This window comes from Pyruvatibacter sp. HU-CL02332 (genome assembly GCF_040362765.1).
In the GTDB taxonomy this organism is placed as follows: Bacteria; Pseudomonadota; Alphaproteobacteria; order CGMCC-115125; family CGMCC-115125; genus Pyruvatibacter.
Window position 1 is genome coordinate 296,865 of the sequence record NZ_BAABWK010000001.1, and the last position, 19,985, is coordinate 316,849.

Annotated in this window: 15 protein-coding genes, 1 tRNA gene and 1 riboswitch; of the genes, 3 read left to right on the plus strand and 13 right to left on the minus strand. The window is 58.6% G+C overall.

Annotated elements, in window-relative coordinates:
• Positions 1 to 16 precede the first annotated feature (16 nt).
• Genes ABXH05_RS01485 through ABXH05_RS01500 form a run of 4 tightly spaced genes read right to left on the minus strand, consistent with a single transcriptional unit; the run spans position 17 to position 4,656 of the window.
• Entirely contained in the window at positions 17 to 802 is a 786-nt protein-coding gene (locus ABXH05_RS01485) for an ABC transporter ATP-binding protein (protein WP_353559464.1), read from the minus strand.
• Positions 799 to 1,794 carry a FecCD family ABC transporter permease gene (locus ABXH05_RS01490; RefSeq protein ID WP_353559465.1) on the minus strand — a complete coding sequence of 332 codons (996 nt, stop codon included), beginning with the start codon at positions 1,792 to 1,794 and terminating at the stop codon, positions 799 to 801. Before ABXH05_RS01490 ends, ABXH05_RS01485 begins: the two co-directional genes overlap by 4 nt.
• Complete coding sequence (locus ABXH05_RS01495) at positions 1,791 to 2,591, minus strand: ABC transporter substrate-binding protein (RefSeq protein WP_353559466.1); 801 nt, start codon at positions 2,589 to 2,591, stop codon at positions 1,791 to 1,793. The genes ABXH05_RS01490 and ABXH05_RS01495 overlap by 4 nt, the downstream gene beginning before the upstream one ends.
• Positions 2,592 to 2,625: 34 nt before the next feature.
• Positions 2,626 to 4,656 carry a TonB-dependent receptor gene (locus tag ABXH05_RS01500; protein ID WP_353559467.1) on the minus strand — a complete coding sequence of 677 codons (2,031 nt, stop codon included), beginning with the start codon at positions 4,654 to 4,656 and terminating at the stop codon, positions 2,626 to 2,628.
• A gap of 179 nt (positions 4,657 to 4,835) precedes the next feature.
• A riboswitch (cobalamin riboswitch) is annotated at positions 4,836 to 5,043 on the minus strand.
• 198 nt (positions 5,044 to 5,241) lie between these two features.
• Between ABXH05_RS01500 and ABXH05_RS01505 the strand changes: the two genes are divergently transcribed.
• The 3 genes from ABXH05_RS01505 (at position 5,242) to ABXH05_RS01515 (ending at position 9,485) form a co-directional block, all read left to right on the plus strand.
• Complete coding sequence (locus tag ABXH05_RS01505) at positions 5,242 to 6,537, plus strand: cytochrome P450 (protein ID WP_353559468.1); 1,296 nt, start codon at positions 5,242 to 5,244, stop codon at positions 6,535 to 6,537.
• 59 nt (positions 6,538 to 6,596) lie between these two features.
• Positions 6,597 to 8,654: an oxidoreductase gene (locus ABXH05_RS01510; RefSeq protein ID WP_353559469.1), complete on the plus strand. Its 2,058-nt coding sequence runs from the start codon at positions 6,597 to 6,599 to the stop codon at positions 8,652 to 8,654.
• 177 nt (positions 8,655 to 8,831) lie between these two features.
• On the plus strand, positions 8,832 to 9,485 hold the full coding sequence (locus ABXH05_RS01515) for a peroxiredoxin-like family protein (protein WP_353559470.1): 654 nt from the start codon (positions 8,832 to 8,834) through the stop codon (positions 9,483 to 9,485).
• Between the two features lie 12 nt (positions 9,486 to 9,497).
• Here ABXH05_RS01515 and eutC read toward each other — a convergent pair whose 3' ends face one another.
• The 9 genes from eutC to ABXH05_RS01560 form a co-directional block, all read right to left on the minus strand.
• Entirely contained in the window at positions 9,498 to 10,244 is a 747-nt protein-coding gene (gene eutC, locus ABXH05_RS01520) for an ethanolamine ammonia-lyase subunit EutC (protein WP_353559471.1), read from the minus strand.
• On the minus strand, positions 10,241 to 11,641 hold the full coding sequence (locus ABXH05_RS01525) for an ethanolamine ammonia-lyase subunit EutB (RefSeq protein ID WP_353559472.1): 1,401 nt from the start codon (positions 11,639 to 11,641) through the stop codon (positions 10,241 to 10,243). The genes eutC and ABXH05_RS01525 overlap by 4 nt, the downstream gene beginning before the upstream one ends.
• Positions 11,642 to 11,721: 80 nt before the next feature.
• A tRNA-Lys gene (locus tag ABXH05_RS01530) sits at positions 11,722 to 11,797 on the minus strand.
• Between the two features lie 158 nt (positions 11,798 to 11,955).
• Positions 11,956 to 13,101: a rod shape-determining protein RodA gene (gene rodA, locus ABXH05_RS01535; RefSeq protein WP_353559473.1), complete on the minus strand. Its 1,146-nt coding sequence runs from the start codon at positions 13,099 to 13,101 to the stop codon at positions 11,956 to 11,958.
• Positions 13,101 to 15,017: a penicillin-binding protein 2 gene (gene mrdA, locus ABXH05_RS01540; RefSeq protein ID WP_353559474.1), complete on the minus strand. Its 1,917-nt coding sequence runs from the start codon at positions 15,015 to 15,017 to the stop codon at positions 13,101 to 13,103. The genes rodA and mrdA overlap by 1 nt, the downstream gene beginning before the upstream one ends.
• Positions 15,018 to 15,027: 10 nt before the next feature.
• Complete coding sequence (mreD, locus tag ABXH05_RS01545) at positions 15,028 to 15,537, minus strand: rod shape-determining protein MreD (protein WP_353559475.1); 510 nt, start codon at positions 15,535 to 15,537, stop codon at positions 15,028 to 15,030.
• Positions 15,538 to 15,539: 2 nt separating this feature from the next.
• On the minus strand, positions 15,540 to 16,568 hold the full coding sequence (mreC, locus tag ABXH05_RS01550; protein ID WP_353559476.1) for a rod shape-determining protein MreC: 1,029 nt from the start codon (positions 16,566 to 16,568) through the stop codon (positions 15,540 to 15,542).
• Between the two features lie 193 nt (positions 16,569 to 16,761).
• Positions 16,762 to 17,781 carry a rod shape-determining protein gene (locus ABXH05_RS01555; protein ID WP_461495799.1) on the minus strand — a complete coding sequence of 340 codons (1,020 nt, stop codon included), beginning with the start codon at positions 17,779 to 17,781 and terminating at the stop codon, positions 16,762 to 16,764.
• A gap of 123 nt (positions 17,782 to 17,904) precedes the next feature.
• Positions 17,905 to 19,491, minus strand: coding sequence for a 2-isopropylmalate synthase (locus ABXH05_RS01560; protein WP_353559477.1), 1,587 nt, complete (start codon positions 19,489 to 19,491; stop codon positions 17,905 to 17,907).
• Positions 19,492 to 19,985 lie beyond the last annotated feature (494 nt).

Sequence of the window (19,985 nt, forward strand, 5' to 3'; positions counted from 1 at the left end):
GTATCTGCTTCCCTGTTCAAATCTCTGCCCCCGACCGTGACCCGTCAAATGCCGCAATCAACTGCCCGTCACTTCGGCTAACCCGGCAGGTCGCATCAAAGGCGCGCGACAACACCCCTGCCTCAAGGATAGTGCTCGGGTGCCCCTGGGCAATGACGCGCCCATGATGAAGCACCACCACCCGGTCGCAATAGCGGTCTGCCAAGGACAGATCATGCAATGCCACAAGCGCCGCGCGGCCTTTGCGCGTTTCACCCTTGAGAATGTTCATCACATCCACCCGATGGGGCGGATCAAGATCAGAAATGGGCTCGTCGGCAATCAAGACCTCATGCTGGCCGGCAAGTAACCGCGCCATCATGACCCGCGCGAATTCACCGCCCGACAACGTATCGACTGTGCGCGTTGCAAAGTGAGCCACGTCACACGCTTCCAGCGCCGCTATAACTTCCGGAGAACTGGCTGTTGCATCAACTCCCTGCCACCACGGCTGGTGTGGCAGGCGCCCAAGAGCCACCACTTCCTCAACGGGCATCGGCCACTCAACCCGAGGTCGTTGCGGCAGATACCCAACGCGGCGCGCCCGTGCTTCCGGTTTCAGATCTGAATAGTCGTCAGCCCCGATGGCAATCTGCCCGGCGTTCGGCGTTGCAGCGCCCGCAAGACATCGAAGCAATGTCGACTTGCCCGCGCCATTGGCACCCAGAATGCCGACAAGCTCTCCCCCGGACACGCTGACCGAAACCTGATCCAGCACGACGTTGGTCCAGTAGCTGACGCAAAGGTCGATTGCGCGCATCATATGCCCTGCCCTCCGCCGCTGGCCGCAAAACGCACGCGCATCACAAGCCAGAGGAAAACAGGGGCACCAAGAAGGGATGTAAGAACGCCAAGCTGCAATCGCACATCCGACAGACCCACGCGCAACACCAGATCCGCCGCCAGAGTGAGAATGGCGCCGCCAATCATGGACGGCAGCAGCAAGGCACCTGGCCGCACACCGACCAACGGCCGAAGCGCATGCGGCACCACCAGCCCCACAAATGCCAACGCTCCTATCACCGCCCCAACAGCGCCACTCCCCGCGGCCACCCCGGCCACGACCAGCAACCGGACCCGCTCAGGTCGTAAGCCAAGCGTTGTCGCGGTCTCGTCTCCAAGTGCCAGCGCATCAAGGCCACGCGACAGCGGCAAAAGAAACAGGGCCGATACGATGGCGAAAGGGGCTACCAGCCAGACATCCTGCATGGAGGCTGCGTCCAGCGTGCCCATCAGCCAAGTCAGGGCTTCCGCCGCTGCAAACGGGCTTGGCGCAAGCGCAAGAGCCAACCATGTCAACGCACCCACAAGCGCATTGATGGCCAGCCCCGCGAGAATGAGCGTTGCAGGAGGCGGCCGTCTGCCAGATAAAAGCAGCAGGCCCATAATGGCCAGACTGGCGGAGGCAAGCCCCGCCACGGGCATGGCAAAAACGGAAGCCGACGCAATGCCGAAGTAAAGCGCGCCAACACCGCCAAGCGCCCCTGCCCCCGAAATGCCAAGCAAACCCGGGTCGGCAAGCGGATTGCGCAACAGGCCCTGCAAGGCCGCGCCTGCGAGCCCCAATACGCCACCGGCAAGAACCGCCAGAAGCGTGCGCGGTACCCGTAGTTCCCAGAAAATCAACTGCGCGCCGTCGCTCATCCCATCTTCTGAAAAGAACAGGTTTCCAGCTGGTCCTGCACCAAGAGACGCAAAGACAAATGCCAGAAGCAACACGAGCATCACAGCCGTTATGAGATGGCGCTGGCTCACTTGCCGACCTCCTGGCGCAGATCGTCAGCCAGAACAGCAGCCAACCGTGCCGTCTCAGTGGTGCCACAGATAAGAGCTGATGGCGGCACGCGTTTGATCCGGCTGGCCTGTTGGAGCGCAGGGTGCGCAAACAGTTTGCCTGCCCGCGATGGTGCAGCATTCGGCCGTTCGGCAATCAGCAGCGCATCCGGCGGAGACAGGGCAAGTTGCTCAAGGGAGAGATAGGTTTGTCCCGATGCATCATTTCGATAGCCGGCATGAGCCAGAACCGAACTACCCAGCATGCCATCCGCATGCACGAGCAATCCCGGCGACAGAATGAGCGCGCTGACATCAGTGTCGCGCGAAGGTGTGCCAAGAACATCATCGATCTCGGCCGCAATTTTTTCCGCAACCTCTGACGCGCCTACACGGGTACCCACATCAAGATAGGTCTGCTGAATGTCGGTCAGCGACACCGGGTCAGCGACCCGCAGCACATCAATCCCCAATCGCTCCACATGACCCAGAAGTCTTGAATGTCCGAAGGCACCGGCAATCACCAGATCAGGCTTAAGGGTCAAGATGCCCTCAAGCGACGCTTGCGTGATGGGGACATGCTGCGCCTCCCGCCACATGACCGAGAGATCTCGGTCGCGCGCCAGAAAGGAGACAGCCGCAAGTCGTTCTTTGAGATCAAGAGCCAGCAGCAACTGATCCGTACACAGATTTATGGATACGATACGCTGCGGTACAACCTCCGCCATGGCACCCTGGGGAACGACAAAAGCCGGGGCGGCGAAAACCGCCCCGGCCATGAGCACATGACGTGCAAGTCGTAGGAATGGCGATCTAGAAATCAACCGATGCTTCCAGGTAGAACGCGCGCCCTGGCTGCGGGAACGCCCCGTAGAGGTTCGCATTGGTGTCCGAACCAACTGAGCTGGAGAAATAGCTCTCATCAAGCACATTGCGCAGTTCACCACTGATCGACACTTTGCCGATGGTACCACCAGCTGCGATATCCAGCAGGTCATATGATGGTATCTCCGGGAAAAGCTGCTCCTGATCATTGATCATGCGCTGATCACTGACATACCGCCAGTTGGCATTCGCCCAGATATTGTCTCCCGTCCACGACACCCCAAGGCCCGCGGTCAGGTTTGGCACGACGGGCACCTGATTGCCATTGAACGGACCTTCCGTAAATTCAGCCCGCAGCCAGTTGACGCGAGGCGTCACGCTGAAACCGGCACCCACGTCAGCCACAGCTTCTGCCTCAATGCCACGGCGACGCGTCTTGTCGAGATTGGTGTTGAACCCAAACCCGGTAATGGCACCCGGCGTAAACGCAATCTGGTCACGCACATTCATCTCGAAAATCGCAACACGTGCATCGACCGGGCCAACAGAGAATTCCGCGCCCGCTTCCATGTCCCAGGACGTCTGTGTCTTGAGGTCAAATGTCACCGGCAGGAATGTCAACGGATTCACCTGCGTCCCGACCCGCTCATCAATGGTCGGCACACGAACAGCACGGCCACCACGCACGAAGACCTCAACCGAGTCCGTCACGTCAAAGGCAAGGCCGAGATTGGCTGCTAGGTCTGTTTCATTGTTGCGGACACGCGCTTGTGGGTTCTGTGGTGATTCCAGCATCAGACCCGTACGAATGGCGCGAACACCCGCATCAAGCGTCAGGGCGTCCGTCAGCTCAACATCGGCCTGACCATAAAGCGAGACGGATGATTGCCAGCCGTCAAAATCAGCCCCACCCGCAAAACCGATAAACCGGCGTTCCACTTCAGCGGTTGTATGGGATGCATCAATGCCACCAATGAAATTCACGGCATGGCCGCCAAACTCACCATTGTAGCTGATGCGCGGACTGATACTTGCGGTCGATAGGGCCCGGTCATCCAGCGTGAACGCGCCGATGAAATCGCTTGAGGTCAGACTGCGACGATAGGCGGTATCCACCGTGAGTTTCAGACCGTCATTCAATTGCTGCTCGATGCCAGCTTCAAACCGGACACCGCGTTCTTCCGCAAAATCCAGGGGATTCTGGGCGCCACGGGGATTGGACTCAACCAGATTGATTCCCGCCGGCAGGTTGACGATGCGGTTGCCTGGCAGACCCAGCTCTTCCGTGTTGTAGGTCGCCCCTAGCCGATAGGCCGTATTGCCAATGTCCCCGCTGATGGTTGCGGAATAGATGTGGCGCGTCAGTTGGTTGTTGCGGCGATACCCGTCGCTTTCGGTAGTGTCGGCAGTAAGCGCGATATGCGCCTGCTCACCACCCCACTGAAAGATGCCCCGCGCACGGCGATAGCCGAAGCTGCCAACTGTCCCGGTCACGGAGACACCGGTTTTCTTTGGCCCGCCCTGAGTGACGATATTGATTGCACCGCCCACAGCGCCTTCGCCATACAGAACCGATGCTGCGGCCCCGCGCAGCACTTCAATGCGCTGAATGGAACTGCGAGACACAAGAGCGAACTGCACACCGGACAGATCAAGATCATTGATCCGCCGGCCATCAACCAAAACAAGCACGTTCTGCGTCGCCTGTTCGCCAAAGCCCCGAATATCGACAACCGCAGAAGAGTTACCGCTGCCGAAAATATCCCGAACATGCAGGCCCGCTTCTGTCGCAAGAATTTCGGGAAGCGTTTGGCCTGGATGACGGTCAATTGCCTCACGATCCACAATGGTGACCGATGAGGAAGTCAGACCCGCGCTCAACCGGCTGGCCGTGGAGACCACGGGCGGCAATTCGAATGCACTTGTTGCTGTTTCCTGAGCAGCGACAGGCTGCGCGAATGCTGCAGCGCCAAGCGCTACTATTGCTGTGCTTGCACACAGATTTCTGGTGAGCTTCATATGCCCCACCCCCTGGTTCAGATCACACGCGAAGCGGGGCTAAACCCGGTGACGCGCATGACGGCAATCTGGAAGGAGGTATGTGAGGAGTACATTCCACCAGCCCCAGCGCCACGTTTACAAAAACGCAGTCGCCAAAGCGGTTTCCCGCAAGGATCGCGCCCACCGCACGACGCCTTAAGGCGATGCTCGCATCGGCAGGTCTCCTGGCTCACGGGTCATCGCACTTGCAGCCGCCTTCCCAATGCATATCTGCATCAGTGGCATATTGGCCAAAGCGCTCACCGCTCACAGTTGCGGGGGCAGCCGCGGATTTGGACTTTGTCTGTCCGCACCACATTCCCTTTTCGTCGCTGTTTCCAGCGAACCGATGGTCGAGCGGCTTGTAGCGCCACATTGCTGCACCGCGCAAGAAGGAAAACACCAGCCGCCAGACAAAGGTTGACCCTACGTCAACAGCCTCGCCTGCCGAAAAACAGGCAGAAACCCCTGAGAAACAGGGGATTCCAGTTGATACCTCACGCTGCCGCCGCCATCATCAGCAAAACAAATTGGACTAGGGTCCAAAAAGGGAGAAGCAGCCAGATGATCGATCCGAACATCCCAGAAGACATCGCACTCGCCGTCATTGACCCACATGCCTATGCGAACGGTGACAGGATCGACGAGGCATTTGCGAAACTGCGTAAAGACATCCCTTTGGGTGTCGCCGGACCACATGGCTTTGAGCCGTTCTGGGTCGTGACGAAACACAAGGACATTGTGGAAGTCGAACGCAACGGCGAGGTATTTCACAACGGCGACAAGGCAACGACCCTCGTTGATGCAAGCACTGACACGGCTGTGCGTGAAATGATGGGCGGGTCCCCTCACCTGGTCCGCTCCCTCGTGCAGATGGACAACCCGGACCACAAAAACTATCGCGGCATTACGGCGGCAAACTTCATGCCGCAGGAGCTCAAGGCCCTGGAAGTCCAGGTTCGCAAAATCGCGAAGAGCTTTGTGGATCACATGGAAGAGCTGGGCCGCAAGAATGACGGTCGTTGCGACTTCGCAAAGGACGTCGCCTTCCTCTATCCGCTTCACGTCATCATGGAACTGTTGGGCGTCCCACAGTCCGATGAACCCAAGATGCTGAAATTGACACAGGAACTGTTCGGCGCCGCGGACCCCGACCTGAATCGTACAGGAAAGGAACGCAGCGACCCAAAGGAAGCCCTTGCAGCCCTGTCAGGCACAGTAGCTGAATTCATAGAGTACTTCTCGGCAGTAACCGAGGACCGCCGCAAGACACCGCGTGCTGACATTGCCAGCGTGATTGCCAACGGCAAGATCGAAGGTGAAGCCCTCGGCGTGCTCGAGGCGATGAGCTACTACATCATCGTTGCCACCGCAGGCCACGACACAACGTCCGGCACCACAGCTGGCACCATGTGGGAACTTGCCAAGGACAGGGAAAAATTCCTGCAGGTCAAAGAAGATCCCAAGCTCATTCCCCTTCTGGTTGAAGAATCCATTCGCTGGGTGACCCCGGTAAAGCACTTCATGCGCTCCGCCACGCAAGACACAGTCCTGGGTGGTCAGGAGATCAAGAAGGGTGACTGGATGATGCTTTGCTATCAGTCCGGCAATCGCGACGAAGACATCTTCGACGATCCGTTTGATTTCAAGGTCAACCGTCAGCCCAACCGCCACATTGCATTTGGCCATGGTGCCCATGTCTGCCTGGGCCAGCATCTGGCCCGTATGGAAATGCGTGCCTTGTGGGAAGAGCTGCTGCCACGTCTCGACAGCGTTGAACTGGATGGGGAACCCACCCGTATGCTGGCCAACTTCGTGTGTGGACCTAAATCTGTCCCCATCAAGTTCAAGATGAGCTAAGTCGGCACAAAGCCGGCACCAACAACACGCCTACCGACGACAGCCAGGGAGCGACCGCCATGTCCGCCGCCACTCAAGCCGCACCAGGCGAGAAGCAGTTCTCGCGCCTCTTCTCACCCCTTGATCTTGGACACACCAAGATCAAGAACCGCGCCCTCATGGGCTCCATGCACACGGGCCTTGAAGAAGCAGAAGATGGTTTTGAGCGCATGGCCGCCTACTACGCCGAGCGTGCGGCCGGCGGCGTCGGCATGATCATCACCGGCGGCATCTCTCCCAATGAAGAAGGCGGCCTTGGCGCCAAGCTTGCGACCTCGGAAGAAGCAGCCCAGCATCGCCTGATCACTGACGCTGTACATACAGCCGACCCGGACGTGAAAATCTGTATGCAGATCCTCCACTCCGGGCCTCTCTCGCCCCACGAAGGCTGCGTTGCGCCCTCCCCTGTCCGCTCTCGCATTGCCCGCTTCGTGCCCAATGAACTTGACGACGCAGGCATCGAAAAGCAGCTGTCGGATTTCGCCAATTGCGCCGCCCGCGCTCAGGAAGCGGGCTATGACGGTGTGGAAATCATCGGGTCCGCAGGCTACCTGCTCAGCACGTTCCTTGTTGAAAAGACAAATTTGCGCACCGACCAGTGGGGCGGCTCCTATGAGAACCGCATGCGCTTCCCGCTCGAGGTTGTTCGCCGCATCCGTGAAGCGGTTGGCGAAAACTTCATCGTCATCTTCCGCATTGCAGCCATGGACATGCTGCAGGGCGGCATGTCGTGGGACGAGATCGTGACGCTTGCCAAGCGCCTTGAGGAGTTGGGCGTCAACATCATCAGCACCCATTTCACCTGGCATGAGTCAGCCGTACCGACCATTGCCACCATGGTGCCCCGGGCAGCCTTTGCCAGTGTCACGGGGCGCCTGCGCAAAGAGGTCAACATCCCCTGCATCACCAGCAACCGCATCAACATGCCGGACGTTGCGGAGCAGGTGCTGGCGGATGGCCATGCAGATATCGTTTCCATGGCCCGCCCGATGCTTGCGGACGCCGAACTCGTGCGCAAAGCCCGCGAAGGCCGGGTGGACGAAATCAACACCTGCATTGGCTGCAATCAGGCCTGCCTCGACCACACATTCGGCGGCAATCAGGAAGTAAGCTGTCTGGTCAATCCGCGTGCCTGCCACGAAACCAAGCTGACTTACCTTCCCGCCAAAGAAAAAAAGAAGATCGCGGTCATTGGCGCGGGCCCCGCTGGCCTAGCCTATTCAGATGTTGCCGCCCAACGTGGCCATGACGTGACGCTGTATGACTCCGCTTCTGAAATCGGCGGCCAGTTCAATCTGGCCAAGCGCATTCCCGGCAAGGAAGAGTTTTACGAAACACTCCGCTACTACAGCCGGATGATTGAAAAACACGGCATCGACCTGCGCCTCAACACCCGCGTCTCCGCAGGCATGCTGCAGAACGAAGGCTATGACGAAGTCATCATCGCCACGGGCATCAAACCGCGCACCCCGGATATGCCCGGCATCGACCACCCCAAAGCCATCGGCTATATCGACGCCATCACCGGCAAGAAACCTGTGGGCAAGAATGTCGCCATCATGGGCGCTGGCGGCATCGGCTTTGACGTCGCCGAACTCATCACACACGAAGGCAAATCATCAGCCCTCGATATTGATCTGTTCGCCAAGGAATGGGGCGTTGATTTCAAGAACCACCCCCGTGGTGGCGTGACCGGCGTTGAGCCTGTCGTCGCGAAGTCCGACCGCACGGTCTATCTCATGCAGCGTAAGACAACGGGTGTGGGCAAGGGTCTTGGCAAAACCACCGGCTGGACCCATCGTCTCACTCTGCACCGTCGTGGCGTGCAGATGATGAACGGCGTTGAGTACATCCGTCTTGATGATGACGGCCTGCATGTCCTCATCGGCAATGAACCACACTCTTTGGATGTCGACACTGTCATCGTATGCGCAGGCCAGGAGCCGCTGCGTGACCTCTATGACGAGTTGAAGGACGCAGGCGTGAATGCATCCCTTGTGGGCGGGGCCTATGAAGCATCCGAACTGGATGCCAAACGCGCCATCAATCAGGCCTGCTACCAGGCAGCTGCCGTTTAGTTTCCCGCTTCTACCGAAAGGGAAAGCCGCACTGACACGATATTGTGAGTGATGGATGGCTGGCCAATAAACGCTGCGCGGTCCAAAACCAAACCACGGCGTTCTGCCAAAACCATTTGTGATCGCGCACCAGAAACGCCAACTAGGCCATGAACCCCTCAAAAACGGAGTATTCTCATGTCCCTGCAGACCTTACTGGAAGAAACCCGGGCCGGTGCCTCTAAACGAATTCCTGAAGAAGCCCTGGCCGTCATGCGCGCTGCTGACGAAGAGCTTGTTGCAAAGGGTGTCGGTCAGGATGCGTTGAAGGTTGGCGACACCCTACCTGACGCGACTTTTACCAGCGCCACTGGCGACACCGTGCAAATGTCGAGCCTCCTCGCCAACGGCCCACTGATCATCAATTTCTATCGCGGCGGCTGGTGCCCATACTGCAATTTTGAGCTCAAGGCCTATCAGGACCTTCTGGGCGACATCACCGCCCTGGGCGCACAGCTTGTGGCAGTGACACCGGAGAAGCCCGACAACTCGCTCTCCACCTCCGAGAAGAACGCACTGACATTCCCGGTTCTCACCGACAATGAAAATGCATTCGCCAAGGCCCTGGGCATCGCGTTCGAGCTACCTAAGCCGTTGCAGGATCTTTATGGCAAGTTCGGCATGGACCTGCCCGGCCTCAATGCTGGATCCGGCTGGTCATTGCCCATCCCGGCCACCTTCGTAGTGGATGCCGATGGCAAAATCGTGCTGGCCGATGTGGACGTGAATTACACGCGCCGCCTTGAACCATCAGATGCGCTCGCAGCCCTCAAGGCCAGTCTCGCAGCCTAGCAGCGTCGCAGCCTAACCGTCAGCAGGATGTTCATTCGCGACCTGCAATGGGGCGTCGTCTTTAAGGGCGACGCCCGTCAGGCTCAATGCCCGAGCCCGCCCCAGCAGATAGGCAATCTTGTGCCCCGCGCCCTCTGGCGTCAGACCTTTGTCTCGAATGTTGGAGACACAGTTGCGGTCTGCATTCTGTCGCCCCACCCGCGGGCCATAGGTCAGATACGCGCCCAGACTGTCTGCAGCTGAGAGCCCTGGACGTTCCCCGATCAACATCACCGCAAGTTTAGCGCCCACCGCCTCACCAATCGGGTCTGCCAAGGCCACACGGGCCTGCTGTGCAATAACAACCGGGCCGACATCCCAACCGTCGAGATGCGCAAGAGTGGCTGCTAGCGTCGCTACACCATTCTCCATCACCGCGCGGGCTGAAAGACCATCCCCAAGGACAAACACAACGTCACAGTTGTCACGCGCTGACAGGACTGCATCCAACTGACGGCCAAGGTCCGGTCGCTGTAAGAACGCCTCGCGGTTGTGCGCCCGCGAGGCGACCAGCTCAACCGGCAGCGAGACACCGGCATCGACCAGTTGCTGTCTCAGAACGTCGACATCCATACTCCCATGAACCGCGTCGCGCGCCTGAGCGTGAGCAAGCTGAAAAGCCAGCACCTCGTCCGTCGGCAAGGCATTGCCGCTTCGGCCAAGCGCAATCCGCGCATCGGTGTGTTGGCGTAGAAATTGCCAGCGATCAGGAGCCGTCATCGCGCCTGCTCCTCAAAACCCAGCAATTTGGTGGCGCCGGACCGATCTGTGAGCTGCGGTCGCACGCGACCGAGTTCATCCATGATTTCCATGGATCGCAGCCACGCTTCAAATTCAGGTGCCGGCTTGAGACCAAGCACATCGCGCACATACAGCGCATCGTGAAACGAAGTGGATTGATAGCTGAGCATGATGTCGTCGGCACCGGGCACACCCATGATGAAGGTGCACCCTGCAACGCCCAGAAGTGTCAGCAAGCCATCCATATCGTTCTGGTCGGCTTCCGCATGGTTGGTGTAGCAGACGTCCACACCCATGGGCACACCAAGCAGTTTGCCGCAGAAATGGTCTTCCAGACCTGCACGCATGATCTGCTTGCCGTCATACAGGTACTCCGGCCCGATGAAGCCCACCACCGTGTTGGTCAAAAACGGCTCGAACTTCCGCGCCACCGCATAGGCGCGCGCCTCAACGGTCTGCTGATCAATGCCGTGGTGAGCATCGGCTGACAGAGCCGCCCCCTGCCCTGTCTCGAAATACATCACATTGTTGCCCACCGTCCCGCGACCAAGTGATCGCGCCATGGCGTTGGCTTCAGCGAGCATATCGAGGGTGATGCCGAAACTTTCATTGGCAGCCTGCGTCCCCGCTATCGACTGGAACACCAGGTCGACCGGCGCACCCATCTTCATGGCTTCCAAGGCGGTTGTTACATGGGCAAGCACACAGGATTGGGTGGGAATATCAAACCGGGTGCGGACATCATCAATCAGATGCAGAAGACGCACCATGGCATCCACACTGTCCGTTGCCGGGTTAATGCCGATCAAGGCATCGCCACACCCATACATCAGGCCGTCAAGGATTGAAGCCGCAATCCCCTTGGGATCATCCGTGGGGTGATTGGGCTGCAGCCGCACCCCCAGCTGCCCCATGCCCCCCATCGTCGAGCGGAAGCCGGTAATGACACGGCACTTGCGCGCCACTGCAATCAGATCCTGGTTGCGCATGAGCTTTGAGACCGCAGCCACCATTTCAGGCATCAGACCCGGCACCAGGGCTGAAAGGGCAGCAGACGTTGCTTCATCACCCAGCAGCCAGTCCCGGAACCCGCCGACCGTCAGGCTGCGTGCGGGTTCAAACGCACCTGCGTCATGGTCATCCACGATGAGCCGCGTGACATCATCGTCTTCATAGGAAATCAGGTGATGGTCGAGAAACGCTGCAAGCGGAACATCGGCCAGCGCATAACACGCGGCCGCCCGCTCGGCTTCACTCAAGGCAGCAACACCCGCCAGCGCATCACCAGACCGGTGCGGACTGGCCTTTGCAAGCAAATCCCGCAGCCCATCAAACTGATAGACCGTGCCGCCGATGGCATGCCGATAAAGTGTCAAACCCACCCCCGAAAGTGTCAGACCCGCCAGCAACACCGGCAGTCACACAATCATACAGGGTCTCGTCTCACCTTGGAAATTGGTGGGCGCACAAGGATTCGAACCTTGGACCCGCTGATTAAGAGTCAGCTGCTCTACCAACTGAGCTATGCGCCCCGCCGGGCAGGAGGATCAGCGTCCGGGAAATTCAAGAATCTCCGTTGGAAAAGACGCTGCCTGCGCGAACGATGGCGGGTGATAGCAAAGCCCTGCGCCCGCCGCAAGTAGCCAGTGGTGATTTGTCCTGACGGAAAAAGCCGCGCCAGCCAAATTGGCTAGATGATGCCGCCGCCGCGTGGCAATTCCTCGCCTCGATGCACATAGATGCTCATCAAAAGACCGAACCCGGCCAGAATGACCAGCATGGCGGACCCGCCATAGGACACCAGCGGCAGAGGCACACCCACGATCGGGATAAGCCCCATCACCATGGCGACATTGATGAAGACATAGAGGAAGAAGTTGACGGCGAGAGCGGCCACCAGCAGTCGGCCGAATTGATGACGAATGCCGATGGCAACCGTCAATGCAAAGCCAAGCACCGCCGCGTACAGCCCCATGAGAGCAAGCCCGCCCATCAGGCCCATTTCCTCAGACAGCATCACGAAAATAAAGTCGGTCTGTTTCTCCGGCAGGAAGTTCAGATGGCTTTGGGTGCCTTCCATGAAGCCCTTGCCCCACACACTGCCTGAGCCCAGCGCAATCTTGGCCTGGGTGGTGTGATAGCCAGCCCCCAGCGGGTCCCTAGATGGATCAAGGAAGGTGAACACCCGCTCTTTTTGATAGGGGTGCAAGAATTCCCAGACGATGGGAATGGCAGCAAGCGCAGCAGCACCCGCTGCAATAATGTAGCGCCAGGACAGACCGGCCATGAAGATGATGGAAATGCCCACGACGGACAGCAGCAGCGCCGTACCAAGGTCCGGCTGACGCAGGACCAGGGCCACGGGCAAGGCGATGAACGCCAGCGCTGGCAAAAGATACAGCGGATGAGAGACCCGGTCCTGTTCCAGCACGTGATAGTAGCGCGCCAGTGCCAGAGCCAGCGTGATCTTCATGAGTTCTGAGGGCTGAAGCTGAATGAAGCCAAGATTGATCCAGCGCGTCGCACCCATACCCGTGGTACCCGCAACCTCAACGGCAATCAGCAACAACAAGGCAAAGGCGTAGGCCGGATAAGCAAGCTGTAGCCATATGCGCGGGTCGATCAGCGCAAACACCAGCAAGATTGCCATACCCATGCCAAAACGGATCATCTGCCGCGACGCCCACGGATCAAAACTGCCGTCGGCGGCTGAATACAGCATCGCAAAACCAACCGCAGCGATCGCCGTGATGAGCAGCACAAACACCCAGTTGATCTCGTAGAGCTTGTCCACAAGGCTCATGCGACCGGAGCGTGAAATGGCCTCCATCACCATCAGCCACGACCTCCTGAAGCATCCACAGGGCTCTCAAGCGACGTCACATCGCTGCCCGGCGTCAACTGTTCATAAGCGGACATCTGCATGGGATCGCGCGTCAGCACGCGGGTCATGATGTCTTTCGCCACCGGCGCCGCCGCACGACTACCACCGCCGCCGTGATCGACAATGACGGAAATTGAATAGCGTGGATTTTCAACGGGTCCATACCCCACGAACAACGCGTGGTCGCGGAACTTCCATGGCAGTTCGTTGTTCTTGAGCACACCCCTGGCCCGTTCTTCACGGGAAATGCGGCGCACGAGAGCTGTCCCGGTCTTGCCGGCCATGCTGGCATTTTCGAGTGGCAGCCGGGAACGGAAGGCTGTGCCGCCGGGAATGTTGACCACCGCGTCCATGCCGTCCTGAATGACTTTCATATGAGCCGGATCAATACCCATCGGCACCACCTGAGGCATTTGACGTAGCTGTCCGCCGACGGATCGCACAAGCCACGGCCGAATGCCATTGCCGCCATTGGCGATACGCGCTGCCATGGTTGCCAGCTGCAGCGGCGTCGTCAGCACATAGCCCTGCCCGATCGATGCATTGAGCGTTTCGCCCTGTTGCCAGGAAATACCCGTCGTGGCCCGTTTCCACCCCCGCGACGGCACGAGGCCCGATTTCTCGCCTGCCATATCAATCGCCAGCTGGTCACCCAGACCAAAGCGGCGAGACATTTCCTCGATCTTGTCGATGCCGACGCGCTTGCCGATGTCATAGAAATACACATTGCAGGATTGCTTGATGGCCTCGACCATATTCACCGGACCATGCCCCCCGCGCTTCCAGCAGTGGAAATCATGATTACCCAGTGTCACCTTGCCCGTGCACGATATCATGCGACGCGGGCTGATGACCCCAGCCTCAAGTGCGGCAAGAGCAACAATCATCTTGTAGGTAGACCCCGGCGGGTATTGCCCGGCCAGCGTCTTGTTCACCAAAGGGTTGAGCTCATTGTTCGTCAGCCCGTCCCACTCGGCCTGACTAAGGCCAACGTTGAACAAGTTGGGGTCAAAGCCCGGCGCTGACACAATCGACACCAGTTCACCGGTCAACACATCCATCACAACGACGGATGCACTCTCCCCGCGTACGCGCTCGGTCGCATATCGCTGAATGTCCATGTCGAGGGTCAGAACAACTTCATCCCCCGGCGTACCGGGATCCTTGGCCAGTTCGCGGATGACACGGCCAAACGCATTCACCTCAACGCGGCTGTTGCCGGCGCGACCGCGCAATTCATTTTCCAGCAGCCGCTCAACGCCGGACCGTCCGACGCGGAAGCCCGGCAGCTGCAAAAGCGGGTCGTTGGCGCCCTCAAGATCCTTGTCCGTTACAGCGGCCACATAGCCCACCACATGGGCCAGGTCTTCCCCATACGGATAGTGCCGCGTATCGCCCACTTCCGGCTGAAGACCGGGTAGATCAGGCGTGTGGATGTTGATCTCTGCAAAGGATTCCCACTCAAGGTTTTCAGCAACCGTGAGAGGAACAAAGCCACGCTTCTGCCGCACTTCGCGCAACAGGCGCTTACGGGTCCGGTCAGAAATGGGAATAATCTCGGACAGCTTGTCGAGAGTGGTCTCGACGTCATCGGTCTGCTCGGGGATCAGCACAACGCGGAAGTTTTGACGGTTGGATGCCAGCTTCTCTCCGAAGCGGTCCAGAATCTCACCCCGCAGGGGAGGCAACAGCCGAACATTGACGCGGTTTTCTTCAGCCAGGATTTCATATTCCTGGCTCTCTATCACCTGCAGGTAGTACATCCGTCCGGCAAGCACCGTGAAGAGCGCGAGCTGTCCGCCACCAAGAATGGCGGCTCGGCGGGAGAACATCTTCTGCTTGTCTGCATCGCGATCATCTAGAGCCATTGGTCCACCCTTATGCTGCCGGTGCCAGGATCGTCATCTGACGATTGATCCGGGTAAGGATGAAAGAAACTGGCGGATAGATAAGCGCCGTAATACCCGCCTGCCATAGCAAGGGCAGCGGATTGACCGCGATGCCGTAGTGGACAGATGCCCCAAACCACATGATCACCGCGGAGATTGCGCAAATGGCAAGAAAGCCGACCCACAAGGTCGAAAAGCCGCGTCCCATCAAGAAAAGGCGCTGGGAATGGGTGAGAGCATACGCCGCCAGCAGAACAACCGTGTAAAGACCAAGCGGGCCGCCTGACATGATGTCCTGCAGCAGCCCGATGAAAAACACAGCCCATGGCGGAAAGAACTCAGGCCGATGAACCGAGAAGAAATAGACAACCGCCAGAGTGAAGATCGGAGCAATTGTGCCTCCGGTTCCAACACCCACAGGGACAAGGCCCAGCAAAATACAAATGAGGGACAAGCCCACAGGAACAGCAATCCAGAATGCCTGCGATACATCACGCATGGCTACTCATCGGCCTCCCCAGCTGGCGTTGCGGGGGTGGCGTCAGACGCGCTGGCGCTGTCAGTCCCGGCTGCAGCGCCGGGCTCACCTGCGCGCTCAACAATCTGATCATTGGCAGCAGGTTCTGAATTGGGGAGTGCGGGCGTAGGCTTGGCGTCATCTGCTACGTCTTCGCTGGCTGCTTCTTCGTCTGAATCAGCGGCAACACGCGTCGGGAAATCATATTGCAGCAACCGCACAGCGCTGGTGCGGTCAAACTCCGAGTTGGTCTGCAGGCGCGGGCTACCATCGCTGGCCATTACCACAATGCCGACGGGAAGGTCCGGCGGCATCAGACCACCATGTCCCGACGTGACGATCTGATCACCAGGAGACAGGCGCGCTTCCGGCGGCAAAAATTCAATCTTGGGAAAGCGGCTATTGTCGCCAACAGCAATGGCCCGATACCCGCCCGGCTCAACACGCACCGGGACCCGACTGTTGAGGTCCGTCAGAAGCAGTACACGAGATGCTGTAGCACCTGCACTCACGACGCGCCCGATCAGGCCCTCGTCGTCTACAACCGCCTGCCCCGCTTCAACGCCAGCGTCCTGGGGTACATTCACGATGAAGGCATGCACAAACGGTCCACCGCTGTCGCCAATGATCTTGCCGGTCGCATATTGGATGGTCGGTTCAACAGTAACGTCGAGCAGCGCTTCAAAGCGGGCGACCCGGCGCTCAAGTGACAGGGCCTGCTGGCGCCAGGCTTTCAGTTCTTCGTTCTCCGCACGCAGCCGCGCATTCTCTTCAAAGACATAGGCGTATTCATCGGTTGACGCGATGAAGTTGCGAACAGCCGCAACGGGCCGCGAAGCAAGTTCGAGAAGAGGTGCAGACAGGTCAGTCATGACCTGACGGGTACGGTCCACGAGATAGCTCTCGGCACGACCAACCAGCAGGACGGAGGCAAGCGTAAGCGTCACCACCAGCGACAGCCGGTACGATGACACCCGAAACGGAAGTTTGACCCTGTTGGTCGGTTCCCTCACTGCATACGCCCTCAAAGCAATCCGCGGATGCCCGCAAGATCGCCAGTCCACATTCCCCCAAACGGATGCCCCCACACCCGACTTAAGCGGCTAAGCTAATGCCCTGATATCTCAGCATTATTAACGCCGACTCACAAGACGCGCCGCCACACGCAAAAAGTGCTCGAGGGGCGTAAAAAACGCCCCTCAAAGCCTAATAAACAGACGACAGGACGTGGCCCATCGTACGGATATGCTCAAGCGACAGGCCCGTACCCATGGCTACGCAGGACAGCGGCTCGTCAGCAATGGAAACCGGAAGACCCGTTTCCTCGCGTAGAACCTGATCCAGGTTCGCCAGAAGCGCCCCGCCACCGGTCAGCACAATGCCCTTGTCCACGATGTCCGCAGCCAGTTCCGGCGGCGTTGCTTCCAACGCCACTTTGACGGCTTCCACAATTGCGCCGACGGGTTCAGCAAGACTCTCAGCAATCTGCCGCTGCGAAATGGTGATTTCCTTGGGCACGCCGTTCATCAGGTCGCGGCCCTTGATTTCGATGGTCATACCCGCGCCATCGTCAGGAATGGCAGCAGAGCCAACTTCCTTCTTGATGCGCTCAGCAGAGCTTTCACCGACCAGCAAATTATGATGCCGGCGGATGTAGCCGATAATGGCTTCGTCCATCTTGTCACCGCCCACGCGCACGGAACGCGAATAGACGATGCCACCAAGGGACAGAACAGCCACTTCAGTCGTACCACCGCCGATATCCACGACCATGGAGCCCGAAGGCTCGGTGACCGGAAGCCCGGCGCCGATGGCCGCAGCCATAGGCTCTTCGATAAGGCGCACACGGCGTGCACCCGCGGAAAGAGCCGATTCCTGAATGGCGCGACGCTCCACGGCTGTGGAACCAGACGGCACGCAAATGATGATCTGCGGATTGGCAAAAGAGCGACGATTATGCACCTTGCGAATGAAGTGCTTGATCATCTCTTCCGCAATTTCAAAGTCGGCAATCACACCATCCCGCATCGGGCGGATGGCTTCTATGTTGCCTGGCGTACGACCAAGCATCATCTTGGCCTCATCGCCAACAGCGAGAACCTGCTTCTTGCCGCCCTTATTGATAATGGCGACCACGGAAGGTTCGTTGAGCACAATGCCCCGCGACTTCACATAGACGAGCGTATTCGCTGTCCCCAGGTCGATGGCCATATCGGCCGATAGCATCCCCAACAAGCCTCCAAGCATTCTTTTTCGCAGTCCTTCTTTGGGGCCCGCCGCATCGGCAAACCAGTTGGAATCAGGAGCGGCGGTGCTGGGTGCACCGCCGCTCAGTGTCTTGGCCGCGCTTTATGGCGCAACCATGGCCTCAGGCGCCGTTTTCAGGCGCTTTGTTTGCAGCCGGTTGAGCGCGCTGACATAAGCCCGCGCACTTGCAACCAGCGTATCTGTGTCGGCGCCCCGTCCGGTGACGGATTTGCCGTCCTCTTCAAGACGAACGGACACCTCAGCCTGCGCATCCGTACCCCCGGTCACCGCATGGACCTGATAGAGCTGCAGATGTGCCTGATAGGGAACCAGAGCCTTGATCGCATTGAAAATGGCATCGACCGGGCCGTCGCCATTTGCCTTGGTGGTGTGCGTTTCGCCATCCACTTCCAGCGTCAACGCCGCTTCCTGTGGACCTTCCGTACCCGCAACAACGGACAGCGAAATCACCTTGATGTTTTCATTGCCTGCAGCAACTTCATCGTCCACCAACGCCACAATGTCTTCGTCAAACACATGCTTCTTCTTGTCGGCCAGATCCTTGAAGCGCTTGAACGCATCCTGCAGCTGGTTGTCGCCCAGCTCATAGCCCAGCGTCTGCAGCTTATCCTTGAAGGCGTGACGACCAGACAGCTTGCCCAGCACCAAAGACGATTTGGAGATGCCAACGCTCTCAGGCGTCATGATCTCGTATGTCTCTGTGTTCTTCAGCATGCCGTCCTGATGAATGCCGCTCTCATGAGCAAAAGCATTCTGACCGACGATGGCCTTGTTGAACTGAACCGGGAACGACGTGACGCTGGAAACAACCTTGGATGCCCGCGCAATCATTTCTGATTTGATGCCAGTGTCATACGGCATGACATCCGCGCGCGTGCGCAATGCCATCACCACTTCTTCAAGCGCTGCATTGCCTGCCCGCTCACCCAGACCATTGATGGTGCATTCGATCTGGCGCGCACCGGCACCCACACCGGCCAGCGAATTGGCAACAGCCAAACCCAAATCATTGTGGCAGTGGGTTGAGAACACAGCCTTGTCTGAATTGGGAACGCGCTCGCGCAGCATCGTGAAGATGTCTGCGTATTCCGTCGGAATTGTGTAGCCCACAGTGTCTGGAATATTGATGGTTGTCGCACCGGCCTGAATAGCAGCCTCGACACAGCGACACAGGAAGTCACGCTCTGTACGTGTTGCGTCTTCAGCGGACCATTCGACGTTGTCCACCAGATTGCGGGCAAGCGACACACTGGCCACCACCGCATCCAGAACCTGCTCAGGTTCCATCTGCAGCTTGTGCTTCATGTGCACAGGGCTTGTGGAAATGAACGTATGAATGCGCCCACGCTCCGCCTTGCGCAGAGCTTCGCCGGCACGCTCAATGTCTTTTGCCCCAGCGCGCGACAGACCGCAGATGACGCTGTCCTTGATGCGGCTGGCAATTTCAGAGACGGCTTCAAAGTCACCATTGGAAGCAATCGGAAAACCAGCTTCGATGATGTCCACGCCCATGGCTTCGAGCGTTTCAGCTACCTGGATCTTTTCACCCAGATTCATGGACGCGCCAGGCGACTGCTCGCCATCACGCAAAGTGGTGTCAAAGATGAGAACGCGGTCGGCGCCTGGGGCTGCCTGTACGCCACGTCGTGATTTGCTATCGGGTATCATGTGTCTCTAGTCCTTCTCGGGTCCAAAAGCATGAGAGACCCCTCCCATGCGGTTCGAAGATGTTGCTTCGTCCCCTGAATGCCCGCCCTTCCATGAATTGATGAGAAGAAGGACTGCCAGCGCTCAGGGGCTGGTAAGGAGAAGGCGCGTGCCGAGAAGAAGCAGACGAGCGTAATCGCCGTCAGGGCCAAAGGCGCCTGCGGTCAATTCCGTTCCAACGATGTCAGCGCGAGCTATGCCCATTGCGCGTCAACCCAATCTTCTGTCTGCCAAGCTTCGCAGGTAGCTATCCACGAATGCCAAAACCACTAAATAAAGCTAGGACTTGGGTGGTTAACGAAAGGTAACCGGATGAGATGAACAGGGCAGAACTCCTGACCTATCCCTCGCCCGCAAGAAGACCCGTCGCTACCGCATACGCCCTAACTTGGCGTTCGATACGCGTAAAAACCTTTTAGGCCAATCCGTGCCTGATGCGCAACAGGTTGGCAGGC